Below are 25,812 nucleotides of genomic sequence, written 5' to 3'. Positions count from 1 at the left end.
ACCATGAAAAAAGAGATGACAGGTGCACAGTACCTACAAGCAACGCTATGTTCCGCCGTTTATGATATCGCCGATGTGACACCATTAGAAGAGATGGAAAAACTCTCGATAAGGTTAGGTAATCGCGTATTTGTTAAACGTGAGGATCGTCAAAAAGTTCATAGTTTTAAAATTCGTGGTGCTCATGCGATGATTGCTAGTTTAAACGACAAGCAAAGGCAGTGTGGCGTTATCGCCGCATCAGCAGGCAATCATGCTCAAGGAGTGGCTTTGTCCGCGACCAAACTAGGCATTGACTCACTAATTGTTATGCCATTAACAACGCCAGATATAAAAGTTGAAGCAGTTAAAGGATTTGGTGGTAAAGTACTACTTCATGGTGCCAACTTCGATGAAGCCAAAAATAAAGCTATTGAACTTGCGGCAGAGCAACATCGTACTTTCATTCCTCCATTTGATCACCCATTAGTAATTGCTGGTCAAGGTAGTATTGCAATGGAACTATTACAGCAAAATGCCAAACTTGATCGCATTTTTGTTCCTGTGGGTGGCGGAGGGCTAGCAGCTGGAATTGCTGTGCTTATTAAGCAAATTTTACCTTCTATCAAAATCATTGCAGTTGAAGCCGAAGATTCTGCATGTTTAAAAGCGGCACTTGAGGCTGGGCATCCAGTAGATTTGAATCGAGTAGGATTATTTGCCGAAGGAGTAGCTGTTAAACGGATTGGCGATGAAACTTTTAGGCTCTGCCAACAATATATTGATGATATTGTAGTCGTAGATAGTGATGAAATCTGTGCAGCAGTTAAAGATCTTTTTGACGATATTAGAGCTATAGCTGAACCTTCTGGCGCCTTAGCGCTAGCTGGCATGAAAAAGTACATTGAACTGCATAACATTCGCGGTGAAAATTTAGCACATATTTTATCGGGCGCTAATCTTAATTTTCATACTTTACGTTATGTTTCTGAACGTTGTGAACTTGGTGAGAAAAAAGAGGCGCTGTTTGCCGTAACGATACCAGAACAAAAGGGTAGCTTTTTAAAATTTTGTCAATTATTAGGTGGTCGTTCTGTAACTGAGTTTAAGTATCGATATCATGACGATAAAAATGCTTGTATATTTGTTGGCGTTCGTATAACCAATGGAGATATTGAAAAAGAAGAAATTATCCAACAACTAAGTGCTGGTGGTTATCAAGTCTTTGACTTATCTGATGATGAAATGGCCAAGTTACATTTGCGTTATATGATTGGTGGAAAACCATGTAAGCCGTTAAAGGAACAAGTCTATAGTTTTGAATTTCCAGAATCAGCGGGCGCTTTATTAAAGTTCTTACAGACTTTAGGAACCAATTGGAATATCTCATTATTTCATTATCGTAGTCATGGTACCGATTATGGGCGTGTTTTAGCAGGATTTGAAATAGATGCTAATGATCAAGCATTTGAAAGCCATCTCGCCGAATTAAATTATGATTACCATAATGAAAGTGAAAATCCGTCATTAAAATATTTTTTAACGGATTAATATAAGTGCGGTAAGTATTAATTCATATCATAATATTTGAGGGGTAATCTAGCGTTATCCCTTATTTCTATTTCAAAAAATATCTTCATATAAGTTTATAATTTATACTGCTAGATTATGTTATTTGCTAATTGTAAACTGGATTGCGATGATCAAAATGTTATATTTGGCATGCTATATATCTCATCATTTTGTTTAAAATTTGTAAAAACCAAATAAAAATAAAAGCCACTTTTAGTGGATTACCTATGGCATTAGATTTGATCGCTCCTAATAATGTTCTAAAAAGATTAATAATCCTAAAAAGGATAATAAATTTTGCTTAGGGAACTGGTGATCTTATTTTATTTCTGTATAATAAACGCACCCACGTTACAGCAATGTTTTCCCGACATTGCTTTTTTAGTTAGACTTCCTTGAATACATGACTCGAAGGGGTTAATGGTTCAGCGAATAAAAACATATGTGTAAATAAATCTGGTTACATAAGGCGGATTTATTAACGTGAGATTAATTTAATAATTTTGGGTAAATTACTAATGAGTACTTTTTCAGCTAAACCAGAAACAGTAAAACGCGACTGGTATGTTGTTGATGCGGCTGGTAAAACACTAGGTCGTCTTGCAACTGAAATCGCTAGCCGTCTACGCGGTAAGCACAAAGCAGAATATACACCACATGTTGATACAGGTGATTACATCATTGTTATCAATGCAGAAAAAGTTGCTGTAACTGGCAAAAAACGCACTGATAAAATGTATTATCGTCATACTGGTTACATTGGTGGGATTAAGGACGCGTCTTTCAAAGAAATGATTGAACGTCATCCTGAACAAGTTATCGAAATTGCTGTTAAAGGCATGTTACCGAAAGGTCCTCTTGGTCGTGCAATGTACCGTAAACTAAAAGTTTACGCAGGTAACGAGCACAATCATGCGGCACAACAACCGCAAGTACTAGATATTTAAGGGGATAAAAGATGGCTGATAATCAATATTACGGTACAGGTCGCCGCAAAAGTTCTTCTGCTCGTGTTTTCATTAAACCAGGAAGCGGTAACATTGTAATTAATAAACGTTCTTTAGAACAATATTTTGGTCGTGATACTGCTCGTATGGTTGTAATGCAACCATTAGAATTAGTTGAAATGACTGACAAGTTTGATCTTTACATCACTGTTAAAGGTGGTGGTATCTCTGGTCAAGCGGGTGCAATTCGTCACGGTATTACTCGTGCATTAATGGAATATGACGAAACATTACGTTCTCCATTACGTCAAGCGGGCTTCGTAACGCGTGATGCTCGTGAAGTTGAACGTAAGAAAGTTGGTCTACGCAAAGCACGTCGTCGTCCACAATTCTCAAAACGTTAATTTTTTCATACAAAGCAAAAACCCGGGTTATACCGGGTTTTTTTATTCCTAAATTGAGTTGTGCTGACAAAATTAATTTGTCTTGATGGATTCTTATAAATAATTAGCTTTCGATTTTCCTACTATCTAAATCCAATAAAAAGATTAGATTACTCTAGAAAATTGTTGTTGACGGGCTACTTTACGCATATAAATATCAAAACACATACAAATATTCCGTATTAACATTTGTCCTTTAGCTGAAACTATTAACGAATCAGCTTTATTCTCAACTAAACCATCTTTAACAAGTGGGGCAAGGAGTTGTAAGTCTTCAGCAAAATAATCATCAAATTTAATTTGATAACGATTTTCAATCGTTGCCTTATTTAAATTAAAATGGCAAATTAATTGTTTAATCACATCACGTCTAATCTTATCATCCTGATTTAATGTAAACCCTTTCCAGAGAGCGTTACCCTTTTTCTGAACTTCTGATTGGTATATTTGTAGATCTTTTTGATTTTGAGCATAGCTATCGCCGAGCATACTAATTGCTGACACTCCTAAACCCAATAAATCGGCATCACCATGTGTTGTATAGCCTTGGAAATTGCGATGTAGTATGCCTTGTTGCTGAGCAATGGCTAATTCATCAGTTGGTTTGGCAAAGTGATCCATCCCAATAAACGTATATCCAGCTTGGGTAAGCTGTTCAATACTATTTTGTAATATTTTTAATTTCTCAATAGCGGCAGGTAAATCCTCGTCCTTTATTTTACGTTGAGCTGCGAATCGTGTCGGTAGATGTGCATAATTGAATACACTTAATCGATCGGGAGAAAGTGCAATAACTTTGTTTAAGGTATCGGTGAAACTCTCAACTGTTTGTTTAGGCAAGCCATAAATTAAATCTAAACTAATCGATGCAAAGTCTCTTTTTCTCGCTTGTTTAATTAGATTAGCAATTAAATTCTCATCTTGTTCACGATTAATTAAAGTCTGAATTTCTTGATTAAAATCTTGAATTCCCATACTTAAGCGATTAAAACCAACTAAAGCTAAATGATCAATAGTTTTGGGTGTGATTTCACGCGGGTCAATTTCGATTGATTGCTCTATGTTATTTGCAAACTGGAAATTATCTTTTAGTACGTCAATTAACCACCCAATTTCCTCATCATTAAGGTAAGTTGGTGTACCGCCTCCCCAGTGCATTTGAGTAACAATTTTATTTTTAAATAAAGGTGCCCGATTTATAATTTCTTGTTTTAATGCTTCAAGATACTTTGTAACTTTATGATGTTGACGAGTCACCATTTTGTTACATCCACAAAAGTAACAAAGTTTATGACAAAACGGGATGTGGACATATATAGAGAGAGGTTTTTCTGGATATAATGTCACGGAAGTCAGAAAATCCTGCTCATTAAACTGTTCATTGAATTCTAGAGCAGTTGGATAAGAGGTATACCTTGGTCCTGAATAATTGTATTTTTGAATTAAATCTTGATCCCAAATAAGTGATCCTTTATTTATTTGTTTTGACATTGCATTTAGAATAATTTTGATTAGTTTTTAATTTCGGTTTAGTTTTCACAGTTAGTGTATGTTTAATTTTCTTGATTTTTCTTAAATAAAGCAACAAACAAATAGCCAAACCGAAATATAAACTGAGCATTATTAGCATTAACATATAGTTAGCGTTTTCTTAGTAAACTAACAATATCCTCTGATGTATCCAATTCATCTCTCTGATTTTCGTCAGATTCTGTGTAACCTAACAGATTCATTAATTCATCAATACGATCAAGCATTATATCTAAATCTTGTTGCTGTTTAGGTGTCAACTTTTGATCACTTTCTATCATATCCAACAATTCATCGAGATAAGGATTGTTTTCCAATTCCTGCAATTCTAGTTCAGGTGGCAATTTCTTTGGCTTTACAGTTGAAATATTATTTTTTGCTTTATTAGAAACCTTTGTTGTTTCAACAAATAAAGGTATCGGTTTTTTACTACCAACCCGAGGGTCAGAAACCACAGTGGTTTTTTCATTTGATGCGGAATTAGATGGGCTAATGCGTGAGCCACTCGGTAATCCTTTGTGTTTCTTTTTGCGTTTTAGTAATCTTGAACGTTCATTAATTTCAGCACGACTTAGTTTAGGTTTTTTCTTAATCATAACAATATGGGTGAATAATCTATCAATATAAAAGAGTGAAACGAATTCGAATTTCAGTTGATTGCCAAATTATACACTTAAGTCATTCCAATTGGCAGTAAATTAGTGATTTTAATTAAAGTTACTTGATGTTCTATTGTACATATTATGTATTCAATATTGCATTATTAAGCTTGATGGGTAAAATGACAACTATATCAGTCATTAAACTATGAATAGATCGTTTTAACTTTAGTTAACTTTATGGATAATCATCACTTAAGCCCTTATATGACATTTAATCGTAAAGAATGGGCAGCTTTACGAAATGCGGTACCTATGACACTAACTCAAGCAGAATTATCGTCATTGCAAGGTATTAATGAAGATCTGTCTTTAGAGGAGGTCAGCGAAATCTATTTACCACTATCAAGACTACTTAATTATTACATCAGTAACCATTTTACCCGTCACATGATTTTATCTCGATTCTTAGGTCAAGATCATAAAACGCCCTATGTTATTGGCATTGCTGGTAGTGTTGCTGTTGGTAAAAGTACGACAGCTCGCGTATTACAGGCACTATTAACGCGTTGGCCAGAGCATCGTAAAGTAGCATTAGTGACTACAGATGGATTTTTGTACCCTAATAAAATATTGCAAGAACGTAATATGATGGACAAAAAAGGTTTTCCACAGTCCTATGATGTAAAAAAATTATTAAAATTTGTCTCTGATATTAAATCAGGTATTGAGAAAGTAAATGCACCTGTGTATTCGCATTCTGTTTATGACATTGTAGAAAATGAATCTATTGAAGTTGAACAACCTGATATATTAATTTTAGAAGGGCTAAATGTTCTGCAAAATCAAGCTAATGGTGCAGCTAAAAGTAATCGAGTATTTGTTTCGGATTATGTGGATTTTTCAATTTATGTTGATGCGGAAATCCCATTATTACATGATTGGTATATTAATCGTTTCTTGAAATTTAGAGCAGGTGCTTTTAGTGATCCTAGCTCTTATTTCCATCATTATTCGCAAATTCCTGAATCTGAAGCATTAGCAAGAGCAGAACAGGTATGGAAAACAATTAATGAATTAAATCTTATTGAAAATATACTTCCTACCAAAGAGCGAGCCAGTCTAATTTTGACAAAAGGGGCTGACCATCGTGTAGCAAGCATTCAGTTGAGAAAGTGAAATCAGAGGTTTATTATCGTTTTATCAACCTTGAATTTTATTAATAGGGGTGTATGTGTTATGAAAAAACAAGCGATTTATTGGGTATTACCTTTATTACTGCAGTTTAGCTTTTTTGCCAATGCTAACAATTTAACTTGTTTGGGTAAACAAGAAACTATTAATAATCAAATTAACATAGCCGAGAAGATGAATAATCATCATCAACTTACTGGGCTTAAAAAAGCCTTAGATGATGTAACCACACATTGTGACAATGATAAATTAAAAGAAAAATATCAAAACAAAGTTAAAGAAAAACTAGCAAAACTCAAAGAAAAACAATCTGATTTACATGAGGCAAAGCTAAAAGGTGAAGCTAGCAGTAAAATTAGTAAACAAGAACAAAAAGTACGTAAAGCTGAAAAAGAATTAAAAAAAGCTCAAGATCAATTGAATGACTTTTATCAAGCTTTGCAACAAGAGTCTCATTAACTTGTTTTATAATAGCATCAGATTGATTAATCATCTGATGCTATTTATTCATTCACTTCACTTAGATTATATGTATTTAAGTCTCAGTGACAAATCATAGATATAAATCATATAGATACTTGCAAATTAGAGCTATTTCTTTATCATTGTAGCCGTTATCAAGAACGTATTATTTTGCGCTTTTAAAATGCTGATTTTAGTATTGGTATTAATTTAGCATTTATTATGTCATATTTAATTAAAACTAATGCAAAATACGTTAGGAATACTACAATTTATCCGGATTTAATAAATTATAAAATAATTAGGAGCTTTTATGTCGACCCCTCATATTAATGCTAATCTTGGTGATTTTGCCGAAACAGTTCTTATGCCTGGTGACCCGCTTCGAGCAAAGTTTATAGCTGAGACTTTTTTAGATAATTTTCATGAAGTTACTAATGTCCGTAATATGCTAGGTTATACTGGCGAGTACCAAGGTAAACGCATTTCAGTTATGGGTCATGGCATGGGAATTCCTTCATGTTCAATATATGCTACTGAACTCATTACTCAATATGGTGTAAAAAATATTATTCGTGTCGGTTCCTGTGGTGCAATAAGTCAGAATGTAAACCTACGTGATATCGTAATAGGTATGGGAGCTTGTACTGATTCAAAAGTCAATCGTATTCGTTTTATGGACCATGATTTTGCTGCTATTGCTGATTACGATTTAATACATAATGCTGTGCAAGCAGCTAAATTAAAAAACATTCCGGTAAAAGTTGGTAACTTATTCTCTACAGATCTGTTTTATACTCCACAGCCTGAATTATTTGATGTAATGGAAAAGTATAACATTTTAGGTGTTGAAATGGAGGCTGCAGGTATTTATGGTTTAGCTGCAGAATATCAGGCTAAAGCGTTAACGATTTGCACAGTTTCGGATCATATTCGTCGTGGTGAGAAACTTAGTGCGCAAGAACGTCAATTTTCATTTAATGAAATGATAACTATTGCACTTGAGTCAGTTATACTTGCTCAATAAGTATAATAATTTACTAAATCAATTAATAACAGTAGCTTTTTTGACGAGACCTTACTTATGAACATTATGATACGATTAAAAACATTATCATTTCTACAGTTTTTCATTTGGGGATGTTGGTTAATCACCTTAGGATCTTATATGATCAAGACTCTTGATTTTTCAGGTTCTGATGTGGGATGGGTTTATAGTTCTTTAGGTATAGCATCCGTATTCATGCCCGCACCATTGGGAATGTTAGCAGATAAATATATACCCGCTAATCGCTTATTTGCATTTTGTCATATTATTTGTGCTATTTCTTTGTATTATGCAGCTAGTGCTACAACAGTAAACGAAATGTTCTGGATAATGTTAATAAATTCATTAGCCTTTATGCCAACATTATCATTATCAAATTCGATTTCTTACTATTGCTTAGATAAATATAAACTAGATAGTGTTGCGAAATTCCCACCTATTCGAGCCTGTGGCACAATCGGTTTTATTTTAGCAATGTGGACTATTAGCTTATTACATCTCGAACTTAGTAATCAGCAACTTTATATTGCAGCAGCCAGTTCTTTATTGTTAGCCTTATATGCATTGACTTTACCAACAGTAGAAACATCAAAATCTACAACCAAAATGTCTTTAGTATCTAAATTAGGATTAGATGCATTTGCATTATTTAATTCCTCTAAAATGGCTATCTTCTTTTTATTTGCCATGTTATTAGGAGCAGTATTACAAATCACAAATACTTTTGGTAATCCATTTTTACATGATTTTTCAGAAAATCCAGTTTATAAAGGAAGTCTCGTTGTAGAATATCCAGCTATTTTATTGTCGTTATCACAAATTTCAGAATTCGCTTTTATCTTAACAATTCCATTTTTCCTTAAACGTTTTGGTATACGTATCATCATGCTAATATCAATGTTAGCTTGGACTCTACGTTTTGGATTATTTGCGTTTGGTGATCCATCGCCTGTCGGCTGTGTTTTACTTATGCTATCAATGATTATTTATGGTTGTGCGTTTGATTTCTTCAACATTTCTGGTTCTGTATTTATTGAAAAAGAAGTTCCGCCTAAAATACGAGCTAGTGCTCAAGGACTATTTATGACAATGGTTAATGGCTTTGGACTTTATTTTGGGATGCTATTTAGTGGTGAAGTAGTAGATTATTTTACTATCGAAGGTGTAAAAAATTGGCATTCAATTTGGTTGGTCTTTGCTGGATATTCGTTAGCATTAGCCATATTGTTTTATTTCATTTACCCAGATAAAAATAAAAAGTCAAAAAAAGCATCATAATATTTATGATAATTAGAAACATGGCGTTCATAAGGTTAATCGCCATTTGATTCTATAACTAATTGATATTCTGCTAAAACAGACTATGTCTAAATCAGGGAGCCGCTCAGTTCATTCTGACGTGCTCCTTATTTATTTCAAATGACCTAATCAATGCGCTGTTTTGCGAAAAAATAGATTTTTAGAGGTATTTCATGAACGTGATATATATTGTGATAGCGCATCTAATTATTTGCAATTTGCTATCGTTTTTAGAGACAAATAACCTTGTCTAATTTAATGTGTAAAAAGTATTAAATGAAAAATATTAAAAGCGTGTCTTTATGATTTATATTATTTATTGATATAGATAGTTATAAGAGAAATATAATAGAAAAGTGCAATTAATGATATTTAAAAAATGAGGTAAAAGTGGTGGGTCGTGAAGGATTCGAACCTTCGACCAACGGATTAAAAGTCCGCTGCTCTACCGACTGAGCTAACGACCCATCTTAAAGATGGTGGGTGATACCGGGTTCGAACCAGTGACCCCCTCCTTGTAAGGGAGGTGCTCTCCCAACTGAGCTAATCACCCCAAAATTCAAAAATGAATTTAGAATTACACGGTTAGAATTGGTGGGTGATACCGGGTTCGAACCAGTGACCCCCTCCTTGTAAGGGAGGTGCTCTCCCAACTGAGCTAATCACCCTGACCGTGTGAAAAAGCATTATAAGGATAGTTACCTATCAGTCAACACTTTTTTTAAGTTTTTTTGTAATAATCATTCTTCCGTTGTAAATTTAAACATATTTTGTTTAGTGTTTCGCAAAATTAACTTTTTTCCAAGATTCAGAGCCATAAATTATTAAATAATTATTAATAAATAATTTGTTGCGAGAGATTGAAATTTGTACATTGTCACGCTATTTCTGAAAAAAAACATGCTCCAATGTTATATTGGAAAGAATAAACTTCGGAAAATATCCATTTTAACTAAACAAAATTTTAAACTTGATGATAATTTAGTTGATGATTTGGCTTTTTTTCTTCGAAAAACAATAACAAGTGTTAAATCAAAAATAACTTGTCGGATAATTTTATTAGATAATTTATTAAATAAGGCATATCTACCCATTCCTAATATATCGTTAATGCCCTATGAAATTGATAATTATGTAAAACATCACCTTGTTAGTTTATTCGCAAGCGAAGACACATTAGCATATGATTTTTTAGTGGAAGACAATCCACCAACTAATGAGACAACAAAACAGTTAGCCGTTTATGCTTATCAAATAAAAGAACTCCAGCCCATGACGAATTTGCTAACTTGGCAAATTGATTTTATTGGATTGCCTGAAATACTAATTAATCAAGTTAATGAACAGCAAATCGATATTAATGGCATTGCAGAAATGACTGCTATTACGGGTATTAATTTATTACCTTGGCGAGATAAACAAAGAAGGAATAAAAGAAGAAATCTCATTATTTTTATAAGTGGTATGGTAATCATATTAATCATAGTCACCACGATAATAATTACATTTAGTATGCAAAAGCTTAATCAGCAAATTATAGCCAATGAAAATTTAGAAAATTATCATTCACAAGTAAAATCAAAACTGATGCAATTGAACGAGTTAACTCATAAGAACAATCAGTTAAAAACATTACAAGATCAACAACAAGAAGTTAAACAAATTTATCAAACGATTATCAGAATATTAGAGAGTTTGTCCATCAACGTTTCAAATAAAATTTGGTTAAATAATCTGCAATATCAGAACGATGAAATGAATATTAATGGAAGTAGTTTTTTATATGATGATATTTTGTTATTTGTCGATCATATGAATCAGCTTGAATCGATATTAAGTTGTAAGATTATTTCGATTAAAAAACAAGATGAGCAGCTCCAGTTTAATCTTGTTGTTCAATTAAAGCATACAGATAGATTGGATGACTAAGATATGTATTTAGAAAAATTGGACCATTGGCTCTATCAGTCTTATTTAATTCGATATAGCACTATAGTAGGAATATTAATACCAGTGATCTGGGCAATCATATTCATATGGATAATGCCTATATCCGATAAATTACAGCAAAAAATAATAGATAGCCAAACGTTAATACAAAATATTGAATTAGTAGAACAGCAAATTGCTAATTTCCCATCAATATCTTTAATATTGGAGGAGAATAAGTTACTTAATAATCAACTAAGTGAGTTAACGTCATTTTCTTTCCAAGACAAAGATATTTTTGCTAATACATTAATTGAAAGCAATCTTAGATTGGTAGAATTTTCAAAAGAGAATATGGCAGAAATATCACGTTACCATTTTAATTTTTCAGGTACTTTCAATGACTTTTTTCTTTTTTTACAACAACTCAATCACCAAAGTATTTCTCCGCAAATAGACATGTTATTCATTACAAGAGATGACAACAAATTATTTTTTCTTTTAGGTTTGTCATGTAAACATCAGCAGGTATTTCATGAATAAATATCTTTTATTAATATTAATGGTAATTTCAACATTGGCTCAGTCAGAACAAAAGATAATAACCTTGTTAAATGATCCTTTTGCTGTTCCAAAATATGTGCCATGCGCAGATTTAGAATCGCAATTAATCTCACAATTAAGTCTGTGGCAATTTCGAGGATATATAGCGGATCATGATATGGGGAACAGTATGAAGATTTTTCTTCAATCTTCTAAAACTAAAACTTGGTTGGCTATTTCTACCATTAATAACCCTCTTGAATTTTTACCTTGGCAGATCAACAAACTATCACCCAATGAAATTCACTGGAAGGCTGAATTACCTATGTATTGTCGTAAACAACTGGTTACGATAATTAAATTGCAAGGAGAATAATATGAAATATATATCATCTCATTTGCAAACACCCAAGATAATTTTGATGTTATTAATATTTTTCATATCAATTTATTGTTTTGGTTCTGAAAAGATAGTTGAAAACCGTATATCACTAAATTTTTATCAAACAGAGACTAGCCTTATCTTACAAACACTAGCCGATCATAATCAATTAAACTTAGTTTTACAGGATAAGATTAACCATATACAAACCGTTAAATTAAATAATGTTAAATGGAAGGACGCATTAACAGTCATTACTCAATCAGCGCAATTGCATTATAGAATTGAAGATAATTTTTTAATTATTAGCCTGCCCACAGACCCTAAAATTCTACAAGAACAACTCTATCAGCAACAAAAAGGCGATGAATTAAAATTACCACTTGTTTATTCATCAATTAATATTAGTCATGCAGAGGCTAAAGCTATAATGGAAATACTAAACGAACATAACTTATTGTCTGATCGCGGTAAGATAGTCATTGATGATAGAACGCAAAAATTAATAATTTATGATATTGAAAAAAATCATAAAAAAGTAAAAGAACTCATTGAACAATTAGATCAACCTATACCTCAAATTCATATAGCTGCACATATTGTAACAATGAGTAATGAAAGTGCTGATGAACTTGGTATCAAGTGGGCTTATACAAAAAATAAATCACAATTTTTAGAACAATTAGATATTAATAATAGTGTGGCTAATGCAACAACTACGTTAGGTTTTAATTTAGCTAAACGCGCTAATAATTTATTAAATTTAGAATTAACAGCTTTAGAAGCTGAAAATCAATTAGAAATTATCGCAAGCCCTAATTTGTTAACATCACATCAGCATACAGCTTATATTAAACAAGGAACAGAAATTCCCTATGAAGTATCTAACGACAATAATGGTGCAACAGCAATCGAGTTTAAGCAAGCTGTATTAGGATTGGAGGTAACACCACGAGTGTTAACAAATAATCAACTGGAGTTAGATCTTATAATTACCCAAAATACGGCAGGAAGAGCAATTAAACGCGGTGATGGTGGGGAAGCTTTAGCAATCAATACCCAAGAAATTCATACTCGGGTTTTGGTTAATAATGGTGAAACATTAATTCTTGGTGGTATATTTGAACAAAGTCAGCAACAAAATCAACAAGCTGTGCCTGGGATAAGTCAGATCCCGGTAATTGGTAATTTTTTTAAATATAAGGGAAAGCAATGGCAGAAAAGAGAGCTTGTGATTTTTATTACTCCACAGTTAGTATATTAAAATTACTATTGATAATGTTGAATGGCATTAAATATAAATCAATTTTAATGATCGGCAATACTCTTCTCATTGAGTGCTAAATAGGCTTTTATGGTAATGGGTGTTAGTATATAATAATAGGCATTCAAATTTATAATAACGAGTTAATTATGTTCCGCGTTGTTGCTTCCGATCTTGATGGTACTTTGCTAACCCCCGATCACAATCTTTCAGCTTATACTAAACAAACTTTACAAAGATTAAGAAAACAAGATGTTCATTTTATCTTTGCGACAGGCAGACATCATATTGATGTTGCGCAAATGCGAGAAAATATGGATATAGATGCTTATATGATTACATCGAATGGCGCAAGAGTTCATGATAGTAAAGGGAATTTGATTGTTAGTAAAAGTTTACAACCTAAAATTGCCTATGAAATTGCTCAAATTGCAATGGATGATCCATTAGTTTATACCCATATTTATCGTGGTGATGAGTGGTTAATTAATAAAGAAGATCCTTTTTCACTTGAGTTTTTTACTGAAACACAATTCCATTATCGGTTATTTGAACCAATTGATTTTGCTAGTGATGATATTGCAAAAATCTATTTTACGACTAAGGATGATTCACTCCATACTCATTTAGTTGAATTGAAAAATAGATTATTTGAACGCTATGGTAACAATATTTCGATGGCATTTTCATCTTTAAATTGTTTAGAAATCATGGATGCTAATGTTTCAAAAGGTAGTGCACTTGACGCTGTAGTAAAAAAATTGGGTTATACATTGCAAGATAGTATTGCTTTTGGTGATGGCATGAATGATTTTGAAATGTTATCAATGGCCGGTAAAGGTTGCATTATGCAAAATGCAAGTGCAGAACTAAAACAATCGTTACCAGAAATTGAAATTATTGGCTCAAATGCTGATGATGCTGTTCCTCATTATTTAAATAAATTATTTTTCAATGAATAAAATACACGCTGATAAAGAACTTGATACATTAGGTCTGCGTTGCCCAGAACCAATTATGTTAGTGCGTAAAACTATTCGTGAGATAGATAGCGGACAGGTTTTACATATTATTGCTGATGATCCCGCAACTGTGCGTGATATTCCAGGATTCTGCCGACATATGGAGCATCAGCTAATTGAAGCTCAAACAGAACAAAAACCATTTCATTATTGGATTAAAAAGCGTTAGAAACTCTAGCTTCTAACGCTTGTTTAATTAAATTCTATGACAATTAATATGCACATTTTAGTCACTAATTGCCATATTTTGATCACATCTTGCCATTAAAATAGCTATTTTTGTCGTAGAAATTCTCATCTAAATAATTTTTAATTAAATAAAATTATGTAATTATATTTAAATTTATTTAAATAAATCATAATTAAACAATAAGTTATTTGACGTAAATACCTATTTCATAGATAGATTTAAATTTAATTTATTTAGTAAATAATAATAATGTAATTTAAAAATTGACTTTTGCTACTTAAACGATAATAATTCTCATTATCTTTTAGTTTAGGTTAATAGGAGTTTTTGATGAAATGGTCAGTTAAATGGATATACAATATATTTTTTTCTTTAACCTGTTTATTTCTTCTTTTTTCATATAGTCAATCTAGTCAAGCAGCGGATAAAAAATTTAAAGTTGTTACTACCTTCACAATTATTCAAGATATTGCACAAAATGTGGCTGGTGATGCTGCTATTGTTGAATCAATAACAGTTCCCGGGGCAGAAATACATGAGTATGAACCAACTCCAAAAGATCTTGTTCGTGCTCAGTCTGCCGATCTTGTGTTGTGGAATGGTTTGAATCTAGAGCGTTGGTTCGAACGTTTTTTTCAAGATATTAAAGATGTGCCTTCCGTTATTGTAACTGACGGTATAGATCCTATGCCGATTCGTGAAGGAAGCTATAAAGGTAACCCAAATCCACATGCTTGGATGTCACCTAGTGAAGGTTTAATATACGTTGAGAATATTTGTAAGGCATTAGTTAAATATGATCCTAAGAATGCCGATATATATAATCGTAATGCCGCTAATTATATTGCCAAAATTAAAGAGATGGATCGTCCATTACGCGAGAAACTAGCTCAAATTCCAAAGGAAAAGCGTTGGTTAGTCACTAGTGAAGGTGCATTTAGTTATTTAATTCGTGATTACGATTTTAAAGAAGCTTATTTATGGCCTATTAATGCTGAACAGCAAGGAACGCCAAAACAAGTTAAGGCGGTCATTGATTTAGTGCGTGCTAATAATATTCCGGTGATTTTTAGTGAAAGTACAATCTCTAATAAACCAGCAATCCAAGTTAGTCGAGAAACAGGTATCAAATATGGCGGTGTGTTATATGTGGACTCTTTGTCTCAAAAAGATGGACCAGTACCGACTTATATTGATTTACTTAATGTAACCGTAGAAACCATTGCAAAAGGCTTTGAATGATGAATGAACATGTAAATCCGGTCACTTTGAATATAAATAACATAACTGTGACATATAACAATGGTCACACGGCAATTCATGATGTGAATTTTAAATTAACGGGTGGAACTATATGTGCCTTAGTAGGTGTCAATGGGAGCGGTAAATCCACGTTGTTTAAAAGCATCATGGGTATGGTTAAGCCAAATAAGGGTACAGTAACATTAAATAATTTACCCGTTATGACGGCATTAAAGAAAAATATCATTGCTTATGTTCCACAAACTGAAGAAGTTGATTGGGATTTTCCTGTTCTGGTATCAGATGTTGTTATGATGGGGAGATACGGAAAAATGTCATTTTTGCGTATTCCTTCTAAAGAAGATAAACGACAAGTAGATATTGCCTTAGATTTAGTGAATATGACGGAATTAAAAAATAGGCAAATTGGCGAGCTTTCAGGGGGGCAAAAAAAACGGGTTTTTATTGCTAGAGCGCTTGCTCAACAAGGTAATGTATTATTACTTGATGAACCGTTTACCGGTGTTGATGTTCAAACGGAAAATGCGATTATTGATTTGCTAAAGGCATTACGCGATCAGGGTCATTTAATTTTGGTTTCAACACATAATTTAGGGAGTGTACCAGAATTTTGTGATCAAGTCGTACTATTTAATCGCACAGTACTTAATTATGGTCCGACTAAAACGACATTTACACCACAAAATCTTATGACCACTTTTGGTGGTGCTTTACGTTATCTCAGCCTTTCAGGCGATAAATTACATGATGATGAAGATCCTAGAATCGTTTCAGTATTAACAGATGATGAAAGGGCTGCTGTTTTTTATGGCGAAGGGAAAAATGAAGCACCTCATGATAATTTATTGATTGACGAATTGCGGAAAAAATAATATGTGGGATTTAATTTTAGAGCCTTTTCAATATGAATATATGATTAAAGCAATTTGGGCAAGTAGTATTGTGGGTGCCGCTTGTGCTTTTTTATCCGCCTATTTAATGTTAAAAGGTTGGTCATTAATGGGGGATGCATTATCGCATTCTGTAGTTCCAGGCGTTGCTGGAGCTTATGCTCTGGGGCAACCTTATTCAATTGGGGCTTTCTTCACTGGATTTCTAGCCGCTATTTCAATAACGATTATCCGCTATTTGAGTCGATTAAAAGAAGACGCCATAATTGGCTTCATTTTTTCGACTTTTTTCGCTTTTGGTTTATTAATTATATCGCTTAATCCTACTTCGGTTAATGTTAATACTATCATCATGGGTGATATTTTAAGTATTAGTAGTGAGGATTTATTGCAGGTTCATATTATTATCGGTGTATCATTAATTGTATTATTGTTAATTTGGAAAGATTTATTATTATCGTTTTTTGATGAAACCTATGCTCGCTCAATTGGAATTAATACCTTACGTTTGAAGATTATCTTTTTTACAATATTGAGTGCTTGTACGGTGGCAGCTTTACAAACTGTCGGGGCGATTTTAGTTATTGCTATGGTTATCACTCCGGGTGCAACGGCATATTTACTGACAAATCGTTTTTCAACATTACTCATTATTGCAGTGGTTATGGGATTTGTAACGAGTGGAATTGGTGCATGGATTAGTTATTATCTTGATGGGGCTACCGGCGGAGTAATTATAACATTACAAACAATTATTTTCTTATTAGTCTTTTTATTTGCTCCGCAACATGGATTAATTCCCAATCGGCTAAGAATCCACAAAAAATTAATAAATCAGGGGAAGGCATAATGGATTGGTTGAATTTTCTTTTGGAACCGCTCAGTTATCCTTTTATGCAAAGAGCGATAATTGTTTCAATAACAACAGGTTTTGTCTGTGCAATTTTATCTTGTTTCTTGGTACTTAAAGGCTGGTCTTTGATGGGGGATGCAATTTCTCATGCAGTCTTACCGGGTATAATTTTAGCTTATTTGGGTGGTATTCCTATTATAATAGGTGCGTTTGTTTCCGGTTTTTGCTGTTCATTGGCGACAGGTTATATCAAGGAAAATTGCCGAGTGAAAGAAGATACTGTGATGGGTATTGTTTATTCTGGTATGTTTGCATTTGGATTGGTTTTGTTCTCTAAAATTGATACTGAACAGCATCTTAATCATATATTATTCGGTAGTATTCTTGGTACCACACAGGAAGAATTGCGGCAAATTATCATTATTGCCATAATCGTAGCCTTGATAGTGTTGGTCAAACGTAAAGATTTGATGTTATATTGTTTCGATCCAGTGCAAGCGAAAGTTGTTGGTTTGTCGGTACGGTTATTGCATTATGGCTTACTGACGTTTTTAGCTTTAACAATTGTTGCTTCTTTACAAGCTGTCGGCGTAATTTTAGTCATCGCAATGTTAGTTGCACCCGGAATTATTGCATTTCTATTTTCAAGACGTTTTGAAAATATGTTAATTATTGCAGTTATTGTATCTATTATATCCTGTGTCTCTGGAACACTTGTTAGCTACCATTTTAGTGCAAGTAGTAGTGCTTGCATCGTACTAATTCAAGCCTTTATTTTTATTCTGGCACTATGTTATCGTTTTATTCTCAATTATCAACAAACAACATTGAATAAAAGAAAAAGCTATGCTCAATAGTTCGATAAATCAAAGAGATGGTCAAATAGAATTGATAAAGCGTTAGCGTTAAACTGTATGAATTTTCACTATTGCCTTTAGCTAGTCTTGATTATTAGGAAGAACTAAAAGCAATAGTCTATTTAGTATTTTTATCTATTGTGTTTTACTATTCAGCCCAGAAGCCAATCACATCGACTTTTTTCTGTTCAAGTACTGCACGGATAGGCATTTCATCAACATCATGCCCTTGCAATGCTTTTTCTAATACTTGTTTTTTAGATTTACCATTCAATAACAGATAAATATGATGGCTATTGAGAATAGCAGGTAACGTTAAGGTCATTCGTTCATGAGGTGCGGTTAATGGCACCATACCAACAACTAATTTACCTGAATGCATATCTAATCCATGATGTAGATTTTCAGCATGAGGAAAGAGTGAAGCAGTATGACCATCTTCACCCATCCCTAAAATGACGACATCAAAAGGTACCGGTATTTCACGTAATTTGTCTTGAGTATATTGTTCTCCCGCAAAAGGAGTCGGTGCATTATTTTTAAAACCGATAAAGTTAGCCAATTTAGCTTTGTTAATTAATAAATGCTTCATGACGAGATTTTCATTACTGTCTGCATGGGTGGTATCCACCCAACGATCATCCACTAATGTAATATAGACTTTATTCCAAGGTAATGATTGCTCACTTAACTTCTTAAACATTGGAATAGGGCTGCTCCCACCTGAAACGGCAATCGACGCTCTACCACGTTGTTCTATAGCTTGTTCCAACGCAGTAACGATATGTTTGACCATATCATCGATGAGTAATGCTGATGAACTATATTGATTTAAAGTAAACATGTGCAATACATCCTTCTATTCAAAGTCATTCCAAGAATGACCATCTTTGGTGATTAAATCGACTGATGCTACGGGTCCCCAAGTACCAGCTTGATAAGGTTTAGGTGCTTCTTTATCATGCGCCCAAGCATTTAATACAGAGTCTGTCCATTTCCACGCTGCTTCAACTTCATCTCTATGAACAAATAATGCTTGTCTACCATGCATAACTTCCAGTAACAGGCGTTCATAAGCATCAGCGATATGTTCACGAAATGTCTCATTGAAACTCAGGTCGAGTTTAGTTGTTTGTAGACGGTTATGATTTTCTAAACCCGGCACTTTATTAAGAATCTCAATATCAACTCCTTCATCAGGTTGTAATCGAATAGTGAGTTTATTTTGAGGTAAAGTTGAATAATATTCACTAAATAAATTAATAGGTTGTTGTTTAAAATAGATGACAATCTCAGAACATTTTTCAGCTAAACGTTTACCTGTTCTTAAGTAAAAAGGCACACCAGCCCAACGCCAGTTATCAATGTCAACGCGAATTGCGACAAAAGTTTCAGTTTGACTGGTCTTATTGGCGCCATCTTCTTCTAAATATCCAGGTACATTAATGTTATTAATAAAACCAGCAGTATATTGACCACGTACAGCTTTTTGTGCCACGTTTGATTTATCAATTGGTCGTAATGCATTTAATACTTTAATTTTTTCCTGACGAATACTATCATCGGAAATATTGGATGGAGGCGACATCGCAATCATTGTTAGTATTTGTAATAAATGGTTTTGAACCATATCTCGCATTTGACCTGCTTTATCAAAATAACCCCAACGTCCCTCAATACCTACTTGTTCCGCTACAGTGATTTGAACATGATCAATTGAATTACGATCCCATAAAGTAGATAAGACAGGATTAGCAAAGCGTAATGCCAGTAAATTCAGAACGGTTTCTTTACCCAAATAATGGTCAATACGATAAATTTGAGATTCATCAAAATAAGTTGCTGCAGCATCATTGATCTTTTGTGAAGATTTCAGATCTGTCCCTAATGATTTTTCTAATACTATGCGATTTTTTGGCTGATTTAACCCTGCTTCTCCTAAGCCTTGACAAATTGAACCAAAAATAGTCGATTGGGTTGCAAAATAGAAGATAGCAGGATGATCTGCATTTAATTTATCTTTTAGACCTTGATAAGCAGGAATATCATTTACATCTAACTTATGGAAATCCAAACGTTTGGAAAGCTTTGTCCAAATTTGTTCATCTATTTCTTCCTTCATAAATATTTGCAGTGCTTCTTTAGCCACTTTAGCATAATCTTGCTGTGTCCAATCAGCTCTACCTACACCCAATATTTTGGTTTCCTTAGGAAGATAGCCATATTTTTCAAGCTGATATAAAGAAGGCAATAGTTTTCGCCGTGTTAAATCGCCTTTCGCACCAAATATAACCAGATCACAGGCCGGAATTGCCATACTATTAATGGACATGAATATTCTCCAAAAAACAAACTTAATTTACTACTTTAAGATTAATCTATTAATTATGATGATTTACTTTTAAAAATCCAGTTATTTATGAAAATTATAACAATCAGTGTTTTTGATGTTAAACAGTATTCAATATCTAATTTTATGTGGTGTTAACGGAGTTTTAAACACATTAGTTATTGTTTTTAATAAGATTTTTTGAATTTTTTACTTTTTAAATAATTTATTTAGCGTAAAATTACAATCAGGTTATCGGAATAAGGTGTTAAATGCATTTATGTTTAAAATCAATGTGTTATCGACTTTAGTTGGACTGATTTTGATAGTAATGGGTGTCGTTTTACTCGGCGGTGGTATTTGGCTAATTAGTTTAGGTGGCTCTTGTTATTATTTGTTATGTGGTGCTGTAATGATAGCTTGCGCTATTTTAGTATTTCGACATAACAAATTAGCTTTAGTTATTTATGCAATTCTATTATGTTTTTCGACAATTTGGGCAGTTTGGGAAGTTGGTTTAAATTGGTGGCAATTGGTGCCACGTTTGTGGGTATGGTTTGTGATGGGTTGGGTACTTTTATTACCACCGATTCGAAAAACAATGATGAATAATCGTCTGTCTTCCATTATGCTTTTAACTAGCTTAATTGTGACAACTGTTGTAAGTGTTGCTTCCTTATTTACATCACCGGGCGTTATTGAGGGTAAAATTGAAAATACCAATTTATTCCGCGCTAATCCAATGCAGGTAGCTGCTGAAGATTGGATTGCTTATGGTGGCACTAATGCAGGATTACACTATTCCGCTTTAAACCAAATTGTACCTAACAATATTCATAAATTGCAGGAAGTGTGGCGAATTCGTACCGGTGATATGCCAACAGCAGACGATCCAGTCGAACTTACTAATGAAAATACGCCATTAAAGGTGAATGATAAGTTATATACCTGCACCGCACATGGATGGGTTTTAGCATTGGAACCTGAAACGGGTAAAACTTTATGGAAATTTGATCCGGCTATTAGTAACAGTGGAGCAGGTACGTTCAAAGGATGGGCTCACATGACATGCCGCGGTTTATCTTACTATGATAGTGATCGTTATTTAAAACAGTTTGCTAAAGATAAAATAGCCTTAAAGGTTAAAAGTAGTTCATGTCCACGTCGAATTTATTTACCAACAGCGGATGCCAGACTTATAGCCTTAAATGCAGATAATGGGCAGTTATGTGATAGTTTTGGGGTCAATGGACAAGTTGATCTTACTCAAGGTATTGGCAAATTTACTCCCGGTGGTTATTACTCAACTTCTCCTGCACTTGTAACAAAACAATTAGTCATTGTTGGTGGACATGTTACAGATAACGAATCAACCAATGAGCCTTCTGGTGTTGTTAGAGCGTTTGATATCTATGATGGTCATCTGGTTTGGAATTGGGATAGTGGTAATCCTGATGCGACGACGCCTTTACCAAAAGATAAAAAATATACCCGCAATTCTCCTAATGTTTGGTCAATTACTAGTGCTGATGAAGCATTAGGATTAGTCTATTTACCTTTAGGTAATCAGACACCTGATCAATATGGTGGAAATCGTACACCGGTGGTAGAAAAATATGCTGCTGGGATTGTTGCGTTAGATATTACGAGTGGGAAAGTGGTTTGGAATTATCAATTTACCCATCATGATTTATGGGATATGGATGTGCCTGCTCAGCCTATTTTAGTTGATTTAAAAACTACTCAGGGAATTGAACCGGCGGTAATACAACCAACTAAGCAAGGTAGTTTATATGTTTTAAATCGTAAAACAGGTCAACCCATTGTGCCAATTAATGAAGTTTCGGTACCGCAAGGCGCGGTAAAAGGGGATTGGACATCGCCAACCCAAGCCCGTTCACAACTCAATTTATTACCACCACCGTTACGTGAACAGGACATGTGGGGTGCTACGCCGTTTGATCAACTCAGTTGCCGAATTAAATTTAAATCCTTAAGATATGAAGGACAGTATACACCGCCGTCTTTACAAGGTAGTTTAATTTATCCGGGTAATGTTGGTGTTATGAATTGGGGTGGTGTCGCTATCGATCCAGTTAGAAAAATCATTTTTGCAAGTCCAAATTATATGGCATTTACATCAAAACTCATTCCGCAAGCTGAAGTGCCAAAGAATGAAGCTAATGCTTCAGAAGGCGCTGGTCTGCAACCAAACCAAGGTGCGCCTTATGCAGTTAGAATTCAACCCTTTTTATCGTTAGTTGGTTTTCCTTGTCAAGCTCCATCATGGGGAAATGTAGCTGGCATTAATTTAGCGAATAATAGCATAGCTTGGATACATCCAAATGGTACATCACGTGATAATACACCATTTATACCTCTTCCTTTCCCTGTTGGTGTTCCTGCAATGGGAGGTCCTATGACGACAGCAGGTGGCGTAGCTTTCTTAAGTGGCACTTTAGATCAATATCTTAGAGCTTATGATATTACTAATGGTAAAGAAATATGGTCATCAAGGTTACCTGCTGGTGGGCAAGCCACACCAATGACCTTTTGGGGAAAAGATAATCGACAATACATAGTGTTAGTCGTTGGTGGACACGGCTCATTTGGCACTAAAATGGGCGATTATATTATTGCTTATGCTCTACCTAAAAATAAGTACGAAGTATTTCGCGGGAAAATTAATTAAGACTGACTATAAATCCTGTATTACTAAGATATAGCCCTTATTACGTAGATCGTAATAAGGGCAATGAATTATTGAGTACTAGAAGGGGGGATTGGTTGAGTTACGTCGATTTGATTGGGCTTTGTTAAAGTCGTGATCAATGAAGGTGAAATAATGTGTGATAAATAGTTACTTTTCCACAACCACACTCCCGTGATAACGATACTTATTAGCAACGCTAAGAAAAAAGCTAACCAATATTTTGTTTTACGCTTAGTTTTCAGCATCGGATCAATATAGCAACGTGATGAATTGGGCGGAAGTTCAGCTTTTGAAGTCAATTGCCCTCCCAAGAAGAAGTTAATTTTAACTTTACCATTAATTGCCCATCCAGATGCTTCTAATAGTGGTCCTAACGTACGTTGATGTAATTTAATCCACGCTAAAATAACAGAAGGACCTGAAATAATCAGGAAAATACCTAAAAATACTAATGGAAATTGCCACCATTTTAATTGGAACAATGAGCTTGCAATACTAGCTAGAGCTGTTCCTAAAGCGCCGAGCGCTAAGCCAATAGCAGCAAAAATCCCCATACTTTTACTAATATCAAATTTTTGGTCAGGTGTTTGAACCGCTTTATTTGCTGTATCAAGTACGGCACTATCTTTCGAATTAGCCCATTTATTAATTTGATCGGTAATAAAACGACCGAGACGTTTATAAGGATCCCATATAGCTTGACTGATACTGATAGGTTTAGAGATGATTTTGACCACTTTAGCGTCCCAATCATGTCCATCATTATCAATAAAAACACCATTTCTTCCTTCTAATAAGAAATCAGAATCGCCAGCCGTCATTGCTGCCACAATGGTCTTTTTTTCTTGATTGCCATTAACCGGCGGGTTTTTACGAGAACATTCACAATATAATAAAAACAGTTCAGAATAATTTGCGAGCGTTGTGTGTTTACTGATATCGTTTACTGGAATACATAATAAACAGCAACGTCCATCAATGAATAATCGCCCAGATTGAAAGGCTGCTCGACGCGTATCTAAATCAAAAAAATCTTCAAACGTAACAAAATTCATCAATAATCGATACAAATTGTTATGAAATGAAATCAATTTCTCAATATCTGCGACATCTGCAGCAGCAGCGGGTGTTTTACTATCTTTTTCTGATAATTGTTCAAATTGTTCGAATAAGTCACTACCTAATATTTCATTAATACGCTTACTACCCAATTTATCAATAGTAATTTTAGGTTGAATCGTAACGTTGACGCTGACTAAAGCAGGTTTAGACTCAACAGCCATGGAATATGGCGTTAATAATTTCTGAATATTAAGCCAATCTTCACGTGTCAATTGGTGTTTATCAGCTAAAAACGGTTGAATTAATTCTGCAAGGCGAGTAATTTTATCGCGCCAAATTGGATTTAAGCCTTTATCAAGCATTAATGGCTGATCAGCTACAACTCGAGATAATGGTAATTCAGCTAACGATACGTCGGAAAGAAGACCATTGTCAGTTGGTACAATATATTTTTCATCAACATTTAATGAATTTTGTGCTTGAGGAGCATAACTAGCCAGTTCGGCACGTAAAAAATAGTCATTTACTTTATCTTTGACATCTTGAAGTAATTGCCAAGCTTCTGCGGTATCTTCACCAAGTGGTGTCGTCGCTGAACTCACGCTGTTGTGCCAATTCAACCAGTTTTGTAGAGATTCTCTAAACGCTTGTACAATTTGATTATTTATACCATCTAAACCACTGGCATCTTTAACGCCTCCCATGACATTTAAAGCATCTTTGATAAATTGCAGTAAAGGATCCGAGAGTTTAGGAGTTGGTGGGATAATTCCATCACCATTATATAAATTATTACTATTAAATAAGGTAGATTGTTTTAAATCATCAAGAGAGATAGTTTTTTTATCAGGCTGATTGATGTTGGCTAAAATTGCTTGAGCAGTTATTAATAGTTTTTTACCTTCATCTATCTTGGTATTGATAGCAGACAAAGGCAGTTCTTTTGAACCATTAATAATACTATCAAGTCTATTAAGACGAGCTTTTAACCATTTAATGGCACCAATAACATCAGGAATTCGAATACGGTCATCTTTATCATCATCAAGTAAAGATAACGTTTTGTTATCAAAATCAAACCCCGATGCGGGACAACTCAACGCGACCCATAACTTAGGGTCTAATTCATCTAAATGAGCAATATCATCTGCACAACTTAAGACAACTTGATCCAAACCACCAACACGTTTGAATTTCCAGTGATATTTTTTTTTGTTTTCCCTCATGCATTTATCCTTTTCATCTAAGCTTATTTAATAGATTTAAAAAATGTTTCAAAAGTGACATATTTTAGTAACAATAAATCGAAAAATAGGATTACTTATATGTCATTGATGAGGCATGTATGAAACAATGCCTCTAACATACTATTTAACCATGCCAAATTTAATACTCGACTATTATGCTATAGATAAATTTATAATGCTATTAAGATAACTCTA

Annotated in this window: 23 protein-coding genes and 3 tRNA genes; 18 read left to right on the top strand and 8 right to left on the bottom strand. The window is 33.9% G+C overall.

Going from position 1 to position 25,812, the window contains the following annotated elements; all coding sequences use genetic code 11:
- The first annotated feature begins 3 nt into the window (after positions 1 to 3).
- The 3 genes from ilvA (at position 4) to rpsI (ending at position 2,902) form a co-directional block, all read left to right on the top strand.
- The gene (gene ilvA / locus FPB0191_RS08390) at positions 4 to 1,530 is read left to right on the top strand and encodes a threonine ammonia-lyase, biosynthetic (protein WP_039105304.1); all 1,527 of its coding nucleotides are present in this window, start codon (positions 4 to 6) and stop codon (positions 1,528 to 1,530) included.
- A 539-nt stretch (positions 1,531 to 2,069) separates the two neighbouring features.
- Positions 2,070 to 2,498 carry a 50S ribosomal protein L13 gene (gene rplM / locus FPB0191_RS08385; RefSeq protein WP_039105303.1) on the top strand — a complete coding sequence of 143 codons (429 nt, stop codon included), beginning with the start codon at positions 2,070 to 2,072 and terminating at the stop codon, positions 2,496 to 2,498.
- Positions 2,499 to 2,509: 11 nt separating this feature from the next.
- Entirely contained in the window at positions 2,510 to 2,902 is a 393-nt protein-coding gene (rpsI, locus tag FPB0191_RS08380; RefSeq protein ID WP_039105302.1) for a 30S ribosomal protein S9, read from the top strand.
- A 144-nt stretch (positions 2,903 to 3,046) separates the two neighbouring features.
- Here rpsI and hemN read toward each other — a convergent pair whose 3' ends face one another.
- Positions 3,047 to 4,432, bottom strand: coding sequence for an oxygen-independent coproporphyrinogen III oxidase (gene hemN, locus FPB0191_RS08375; protein ID WP_039105300.1), 1,386 nt, complete (start codon positions 4,430 to 4,432; stop codon positions 3,047 to 3,049).
- A gap of 149 nt (positions 4,433 to 4,581) precedes the next feature.
- Positions 4,582 to 5,067 carry a Der GTPase-activating protein YihI gene (yihI, locus tag FPB0191_RS08370; protein ID WP_052236887.1) on the bottom strand — a complete coding sequence of 162 codons (486 nt, stop codon included), beginning with the start codon at positions 5,065 to 5,067 and terminating at the stop codon, positions 4,582 to 4,584.
- 243 nt (positions 5,068 to 5,310) lie between these two features.
- Between yihI and coaA the strand changes: the two genes are divergently transcribed.
- The 4 genes from coaA to FPB0191_RS08350 all read left to right on the top strand — a co-directional run bounded on the left by coaA (position 5,311) and on the right by FPB0191_RS08350 (position 9,052).
- Positions 5,311 to 6,249, top strand: coding sequence for a type I pantothenate kinase (gene coaA / locus FPB0191_RS08365; RefSeq protein ID WP_039105298.1), 939 nt, complete (start codon positions 5,311 to 5,313; stop codon positions 6,247 to 6,249).
- Positions 6,250 to 6,309: 60 nt separating this feature from the next.
- Positions 6,310 to 6,723 (top strand): DUF1090 domain-containing protein, encoded by a 414-nt coding sequence (locus FPB0191_RS08360; protein WP_052236886.1) that lies wholly within the window; start codon positions 6,310 to 6,312, stop codon positions 6,721 to 6,723.
- Between the two features lie 316 nt (positions 6,724 to 7,039).
- The gene (gene deoD, locus FPB0191_RS08355; RefSeq protein ID WP_039105296.1) at positions 7,040 to 7,753 is read left to right on the top strand and encodes a purine-nucleoside phosphorylase; all 714 of its coding nucleotides are present in this window, start codon (positions 7,040 to 7,042) and stop codon (positions 7,751 to 7,753) included.
- Between the two features lie 57 nt (positions 7,754 to 7,810).
- Positions 7,811 to 9,052 carry a nucleoside permease gene (locus tag FPB0191_RS08350; protein ID WP_039105294.1) on the top strand — a complete coding sequence of 414 codons (1,242 nt, stop codon included), beginning with the start codon at positions 7,811 to 7,813 and terminating at the stop codon, positions 9,050 to 9,052.
- 412 nt (positions 9,053 to 9,464) lie between these two features.
- Here the strand turns inward: FPB0191_RS08350 and FPB0191_RS08345 are convergent.
- The 3 genes from FPB0191_RS08345 to FPB0191_RS08335 form a co-directional block, all read right to left on the bottom strand.
- Positions 9,465 to 9,540, bottom strand: a tRNA-Lys gene (locus FPB0191_RS08345).
- A gap of 10 nt (positions 9,541 to 9,550) precedes the next feature.
- Positions 9,551 to 9,626: transfer RNA gene (locus FPB0191_RS08340), tRNA-Val, on the bottom strand.
- Between the two features lie 39 nt (positions 9,627 to 9,665).
- A tRNA-Val gene (locus FPB0191_RS08335) sits at positions 9,666 to 9,741 on the bottom strand.
- Positions 9,742 to 9,973: 232 nt separating this feature from the next.
- On the opposite strand from FPB0191_RS08335, the gene FPB0191_RS08330 reads away from it, so the two are divergent.
- The 10 genes from FPB0191_RS08330 to FPB0191_RS08285 all read left to right on the top strand — a co-directional run bounded on the left by FPB0191_RS08330 (position 9,974) and on the right by FPB0191_RS08285 (position 18,266).
- The gene (locus FPB0191_RS08330) at positions 9,974 to 11,002 is read left to right on the top strand and encodes a PilN domain-containing protein (protein WP_039105292.1); all 1,029 of its coding nucleotides are present in this window, start codon (positions 9,974 to 9,976) and stop codon (positions 11,000 to 11,002) included.
- Between the two features lie 84 nt (positions 11,003 to 11,086).
- The gene (locus FPB0191_RS08325) at positions 11,087 to 11,545 is read left to right on the top strand and encodes a hypothetical protein (protein ID WP_146202386.1); all 459 of its coding nucleotides are present in this window, start codon (positions 11,087 to 11,089) and stop codon (positions 11,543 to 11,545) included.
- On the top strand, positions 11,538 to 11,921 hold the full coding sequence (locus tag FPB0191_RS08320; protein WP_039105289.1) for a hypothetical protein: 384 nt from the start codon (positions 11,538 to 11,540) through the stop codon (positions 11,919 to 11,921). Before FPB0191_RS08325 ends, FPB0191_RS08320 begins: the two co-directional genes overlap by 8 nt.
- A gap of 1 nt (position 11,922) precedes the next feature.
- Positions 11,923 to 13,191 carry a secretin N-terminal domain-containing protein gene (locus FPB0191_RS08315; RefSeq protein WP_052236885.1) on the top strand — a complete coding sequence of 423 codons (1,269 nt, stop codon included), beginning with the start codon at positions 11,923 to 11,925 and terminating at the stop codon, positions 13,189 to 13,191.
- Positions 13,192 to 13,340: 149 nt separating this feature from the next.
- Entirely contained in the window at positions 13,341 to 14,153 is an 813-nt protein-coding gene (locus FPB0191_RS08310; protein WP_039105287.1) for a Cof-type HAD-IIB family hydrolase, read from the top strand.
- The gene (gene tusA / locus FPB0191_RS08305) at positions 14,146 to 14,382 is read left to right on the top strand and encodes a sulfurtransferase TusA (protein WP_039105285.1); all 237 of its coding nucleotides are present in this window, start codon (positions 14,146 to 14,148) and stop codon (positions 14,380 to 14,382) included. Before FPB0191_RS08310 ends, tusA begins: the two co-directional genes overlap by 8 nt.
- 351 nt (positions 14,383 to 14,733) lie before the next feature.
- Positions 14,734 to 15,645 carry a metal ABC transporter substrate-binding protein gene (locus tag FPB0191_RS08300; RefSeq protein WP_039105283.1) on the top strand — a complete coding sequence of 304 codons (912 nt, stop codon included), beginning with the start codon at positions 14,734 to 14,736 and terminating at the stop codon, positions 15,643 to 15,645.
- Positions 15,642 to 16,538, top strand: a complete 897-nt coding sequence (locus tag FPB0191_RS08295) for an ATP-binding cassette domain-containing protein (RefSeq protein WP_039105281.1) — start codon at positions 15,642 to 15,644, stop codon at positions 16,536 to 16,538. The genes FPB0191_RS08300 and FPB0191_RS08295 overlap by 4 nt, the downstream gene beginning before the upstream one ends.
- Before the next feature lies 1 nt (position 16,539).
- Positions 16,540 to 17,406: a metal ABC transporter permease gene (locus tag FPB0191_RS08290; protein WP_039105279.1), complete on the top strand. Its 867-nt coding sequence runs from the start codon at positions 16,540 to 16,542 to the stop codon at positions 17,404 to 17,406.
- On the top strand, positions 17,406 to 18,266 hold the full coding sequence (locus FPB0191_RS08285) for a metal ABC transporter permease (RefSeq protein WP_039105278.1): 861 nt from the start codon (positions 17,406 to 17,408) through the stop codon (positions 18,264 to 18,266). The genes FPB0191_RS08290 and FPB0191_RS08285 overlap by 1 nt, the downstream gene beginning before the upstream one ends.
- 148 nt (positions 18,267 to 18,414) lie before the next feature.
- Here FPB0191_RS08285 and pgl read toward each other — a convergent pair whose 3' ends face one another.
- Positions 18,415 to 19,110: a 6-phosphogluconolactonase gene (gene pgl, locus FPB0191_RS08280; protein ID WP_039105276.1), complete on the bottom strand. Its 696-nt coding sequence runs from the start codon at positions 19,108 to 19,110 to the stop codon at positions 18,415 to 18,417.
- A gap of 15 nt (positions 19,111 to 19,125) precedes the next feature.
- Positions 19,126 to 20,598 (bottom strand): glucose-6-phosphate dehydrogenase, encoded by a 1,473-nt coding sequence (gene zwf / locus FPB0191_RS08275; RefSeq protein ID WP_039105275.1) that lies wholly within the window; start codon positions 20,596 to 20,598, stop codon positions 19,126 to 19,128.
- A 277-nt stretch (positions 20,599 to 20,875) separates the two neighbouring features.
- On the opposite strand from zwf, the gene FPB0191_RS08270 reads away from it, so the two are divergent.
- Positions 20,876 to 23,287, top strand: a complete 2,412-nt coding sequence (locus FPB0191_RS08270; RefSeq protein WP_052236884.1) for a glucose/quinate/shikimate family membrane-bound PQQ-dependent dehydrogenase — start codon at positions 20,876 to 20,878, stop codon at positions 23,285 to 23,287.
- A 68-nt stretch (positions 23,288 to 23,355) separates the two neighbouring features.
- Here FPB0191_RS08270 and FPB0191_RS08265 read toward each other — a convergent pair whose 3' ends face one another.
- Entirely contained in the window at positions 23,356 to 25,596 is a 2,241-nt protein-coding gene (locus FPB0191_RS08265) for a hypothetical protein (protein WP_052236883.1), read from the bottom strand.
- Positions 25,597 to 25,812 lie beyond the last annotated feature (216 nt).

This window comes from Frischella perrara (assembly GCF_000807275.1).
Lineage (GTDB): Bacteria > Pseudomonadota > Gammaproteobacteria > Enterobacterales > Orbaceae > Frischella > Frischella perrara.
Note: the sequence above shows the minus strand (reverse complement) of the source record. Positions and strands in the feature narration are given on the sequence as shown.